This is a genomic window from Hyalangium sp. (assembly GCF_045802625.1).
Classification (GTDB): domain Bacteria; phylum Myxococcota; class Myxococcia; order Myxococcales; family Myxococcaceae; genus Hyalangium.
In genome coordinates, this window is the sequence record NZ_JBJMQP010000047.1 from 1 (window position 1) to 3,874 (window position 3,874).

The following is a 3,874-nucleotide window of genomic DNA, read 5'->3' on the forward strand; positions in this document are numbered from 1 at the left end:
GAAGGGCGCGGAGGGGAGGAGCCACGCCAGGGCGGCGAGGAGGACCCGGCGGAGGAGCCGTGGAGGAATGACCGTCTGCGGGGGCGAGCCGTTCATGAGGCGTGGCCATTCTCCCAGAGGGAGGGGACGAATGAGAGAGGCCCGGGAAGAATCCGTGGCACCTGCCTGGACGCTTGCCGATCATCCCGATGCTAGCGCGAGGGGCCCGGCTACGTCTCGAAATTGAAGAAAAACCCCGGTATCAGGAGAAACCAGGGGGGCGCTCTCCCGGTTGCTAGGGGGGCTCGGTGCGCAGCAATTCCCGGAAGAGCACCTCGGCCACGTCCCGGAAGAGGGCGCCCGAGGCGAGCAGCCCGCCGCAGTGGTGGGGTTCCCGGGCCAGCGTCAGCGCGACGCACCGGCCCAGCACCGCCTCCCAGAAGGACTCCGAGCCCGGGGGGAGCAGATACTCGCGGATGATGTTTGGAGGCCAAGGCAGCACCGTCGTCGGGTCCGCGTCGCTCAAGGAGGTGAAGCAGTCCAGGTCCACGTCGAGCAGCACCCGCTCGGCGGCTTCCAGCACCTCACGCACCGTGTCACCCGGGGCGGGCGCGTTGTAGGCCTCGGCCGCCCGGTCCACCGTGGGCACCACCACCAGCCGGTGCGAGCGGCCTCGCGTGTCCACGTACACGTCCCCCGCGAACGTGCCCCGGGGCCGTCCCCGGGCGATCACCAGCGCGTCGCCCACCAGGCCCGCTTCCATCGCCGCCAGCACATGGTCGTAGTTGCGCACGTCCAGTGCCCAGCGCGCGTGCTCGTCCAGGGCCCTCAGCCCCGCCGAGCGGTCCGGCACCGCCGCGGGCGCCTGCGGCACCACCAGGTCCAGGTGCCGGTCCAACGTCACCAGCAGCGCCGCGGGCCCGTCTGCCAGCGCGCAGGCCCACGCGGGCAGGGCGAGCCGGTGCGGATCGAACACGTACGCATCCGCCGGGCCCCGCCCACCGCCGAGCGACAGCCGGATGACGCCAGCGAGCCGCAGGTGTTTCAGAGAATCGTCCATCACCGGGAATAACCCTCCTCACATGGCACTTTGGCGGGCCGCGCGCGGCCGGGAGTGTAGGCTGCGCGCGCTTCCTACCTCAAAGGAGGGATCGCCCGGTTTCCGGGCGCCAGCCCGCATGCGCATCCTGCTCGCCGCCGCGCTCCTGTTGTCGAGCGCCCCCGTCCTTGCCCAGCAGCCCCCCGCGAAAACCATGTCCTCCACTTCGCAAGATGCCTTCTTGAAGGACTTCGCCGAGACGCGCCGCTTCATGAGCGGACGTCCCGTCAATCCCCGCATCACCCCCGACGAGAAGACCGTCCTCTTCCTGCGCGGCCAGCCCCGCGCGCCCATCCAGACGCTCTTCGCCTTCGACGTGGCCAGCGGTGAAGCGAAGGAGGTGCTCACCCCCGAGGCCATCCTCAAGGGCTCCGAGGAGACGCTCTCCCCCGAGGAGAAGGCCCGCCGCGAGCGCATGCGCGTGAGCGCCCGGGGCTTCACCTCGTACCAGCTCTCCGAGGACGGCGAGCGCATTCTCGTGCCGCTCTCCGGCAAGCTCTACCTCGTCGAGCGCGGCAGCGGAAAGTCCACCGAGCTCAAGACGGGGGCGGGCGTCATCGACCCGCGCTTCTCCCCGGACGGCAAGCACGTGGCGTACGTGCGGGACAACGACGTCTTCCACATCGACCTGGCGGCCAACAAGGAGACGCGCGTCACCACGGGCGGCACTCCGGCGAAGACGCACGGCCTGGCCGAGTTCGTCGCCCAGGAGGAGATGAGCCGTTTCTCCGGCTGGTGGTGGAGCCCGGACGCGAAGGCCCTCGCCTACACCGAGTCGGACACCTCGGGGGTGGAGAAGCTCTCCATCATCGACGTGATGCACCCCGAGCACGGCGCCGACGACAACTCCTACCCGCGTCCGGGCAAGTCCAACGCGAAGGTGCGTTTGGGGATTACCCCGGTGACGGGCGGCAAGACGGTGTGGGCCGGGTGGGACGCGGAGAAGTACCCGTACCTGGCCACCGTGGTGTGGCCGAAGAAGGGCCCCCTGACGATTCTGGTGCAGAACCGCACGCAGACGGAGGAGGCGCTGCTCGCGGTGGACGTGACGAGCGGCAAGACGCGCGAGCTGCTCACCGAGAAGGACGAGGCCTGGCTCGAGCTGGAGCAGACCTTCCCGAAGTGGCTGGAGGATGGCAGCGGCTTCCTCTGGTACACCGAGCGCAACGGCGGCCCCGAGGTGGAGCTGCGCAACGCGGACGGGAGCCTCGCGCGCTCGCTGGTGAAGCCGGAGGCGGGCTTCCGTGGCTTCGCCAGCTATATCGAGAAGGATCGCACCCTCTACTTCAACGGTGGCCCCAACCCCACGGAGAGCTACCTGTGGCGCGTGAAGGACGGCGGCACGCCGGAGCAGGTGCGTCCCGGCACCCAGGGCGAGGCCATCGAGGCCGGCAGCGTCTCCAAGTCGGGCAACCTGCTCGTCATCAACCACTCGAGCCCCACGTCCATGCCGCGCACGTACGTGGCGCGCGCGGACGGCTCTCGCGTGGGCGAGCTGCCTTCCGTCGCGGTGGAGCCCGACTTCACCCCCATCGTCGAGTACCGCGAGGTGGGCCCGCTGAAGTTCCACTCGTCGCTGGTGCGCCCGCGCAACGCGAAGCCCGGCCAGAAGCTGCCCGTCATCGTCGAGGTGTACGCCGGCCCCACCGTCACCGTGGTGCACAAGTCCATGGCGGCCCACCTGCTGTCGCAGTGGATGGCGGATCAGGGCTTCCTCATCGCCCGCTTCGATGGACGCGGCACCCCGCTGCGCGGCGCGAAGTGGCAGCGCGAGGTGCGCGGGGACTTCTCTGGCGTGACGCTCGAGGACCAGGCCGCCGCCGTGCAGGCGCTCGCCGCCGTGGTGCCCGAGGTGGACCCGCAGCGCGTGGGAATTGAAGGCTGGAGCTTCGGCGGCTACATGGGCGCGCTCGCCGCCCTCAAGCGCCCGGACGTCTTCAAGGCGGCCGTGGCCGGTGCTCCGGTGGTGGACTGGCTCGACTACGACACCCACTACACCGAGCGCTACCTCGGCCTGCCCCAGCAGCACCCGGACGCCTACGAGAAGAGCTCGCTGCTCACCTACGCGCGTGACACCGGCAAGCCCCTCTCCCCGCTGCTGCTCATCCACGGCACCGCGGACGACAACGTCTACTTCTTCCACACGCTCAAGCTGTCCGACGCGCTCTTCCGCGCCGGCAAGTACCACGAGCTGCTGCCCCTGAGCGGCCTCACGCACATGGTGCCGGATCCGCTCGTCACCCAGCGCCAGTACGAGTGGGTGATGAACCACTTCAAGCGCCACCTCGCCGCGAAGTAGCGCGAGGCCCGAGCGCGAAAGGGAAAGGCCCGGCTCCCTTGGGGTGCCGGGCCTTTGCTTTGAGGCCACTACGTGTCCGGAGTGGCTCGGGGACTTCAGGCGGCGCGGACGTTCTGCGCCTGGAGACCCTTGGGGCCCTTGGCGAGCTCGAACTCCACCTTCTGTCCCTCGGCGAGGGTGCGGAACCCGTCCATGTTGATGGCGGTGTGGTGGCAGAACACGTCCTCACCACCACCATCCTGCACGATGAAACCGAAGCCCTTCGCGTCGTTGAACCACTTCACGGTACCAGTTGCCATGGTGCTTCCTTGTCACGGAGCCTGCCTGTGGCTGGCTCGTTTGCCCGTCCCCCGTCCGTCGGGTGACAAGTGAAGTTGTAGGCGGGCAGCCGAGCGCCTGTCTAGTCGGCTGCCCCGTTTTCCTGCTTGCTCTGTTTATCCTGATTTCAAATTTCCAGCAGGAGCCGAGTGGGATCCTCGATGCAGTCCTTGATGCGC

General features: G+C 69.0%; 3 protein-coding genes. 1 reads left to right on the plus strand and 2 read right to left on the minus strand.

What is annotated here, in order from left to right; all coding sequences use genetic code 11:
* Positions 1 to 274: 274 nt before the first annotated feature.
* Entirely contained in the window at positions 275 to 1,039 is a 765-nt protein-coding gene (locus ACJ8AT_RS08640; RefSeq protein ID WP_407737166.1) for a hypothetical protein, read from the minus strand.
* Positions 1,040 to 1,157: 118 nt separating this feature from the next.
* Here ACJ8AT_RS08640 and ACJ8AT_RS08645 point away from each other — a divergent pair, with 118 nt between their 5' ends.
* The gene (locus ACJ8AT_RS08645; RefSeq protein WP_407737167.1) at positions 1,158 to 3,377 is read left to right on the plus strand and encodes a DPP IV N-terminal domain-containing protein; all 2,220 of its coding nucleotides are present in this window, start codon (positions 1,158 to 1,160) and stop codon (positions 3,375 to 3,377) included.
* Positions 3,378 to 3,472: 95 nt separating this feature from the next.
* Here the strand turns inward: ACJ8AT_RS08645 and ACJ8AT_RS08650 are convergent, their stop codons facing one another.
* Entirely contained in the window at positions 3,473 to 3,676 is a 204-nt protein-coding gene (locus ACJ8AT_RS08650) for a cold-shock protein (RefSeq protein ID WP_047860205.1), read from the minus strand.
* Positions 3,677 to 3,874: the final 198 nt, after the last annotated feature.

What these genes read in the sequence shown, in the direction of transcription:
- ACJ8AT_RS08640 (WP_407737166.1), bottom strand. Translation starts at nt 1,039, where the DNA reads ATGGACGATTCTCTGAAACACCTGCGGCTCGCTGGCGTCATCCGGCTG.
- ACJ8AT_RS08645 (WP_407737167.1), top strand. Translation starts at nt 1,158, where the DNA reads ATGCGCATCCTGCTCGCCGCCGCGCTCCTGTTGTCGAGCGCCCCCGTC.
- ACJ8AT_RS08650 (WP_047860205.1), bottom strand. Translation starts at nt 3,676, where the DNA reads ATGGCAACTGGTACCGTGAAGTGGTTCAACGACGCGAAGGGCTTCGGT.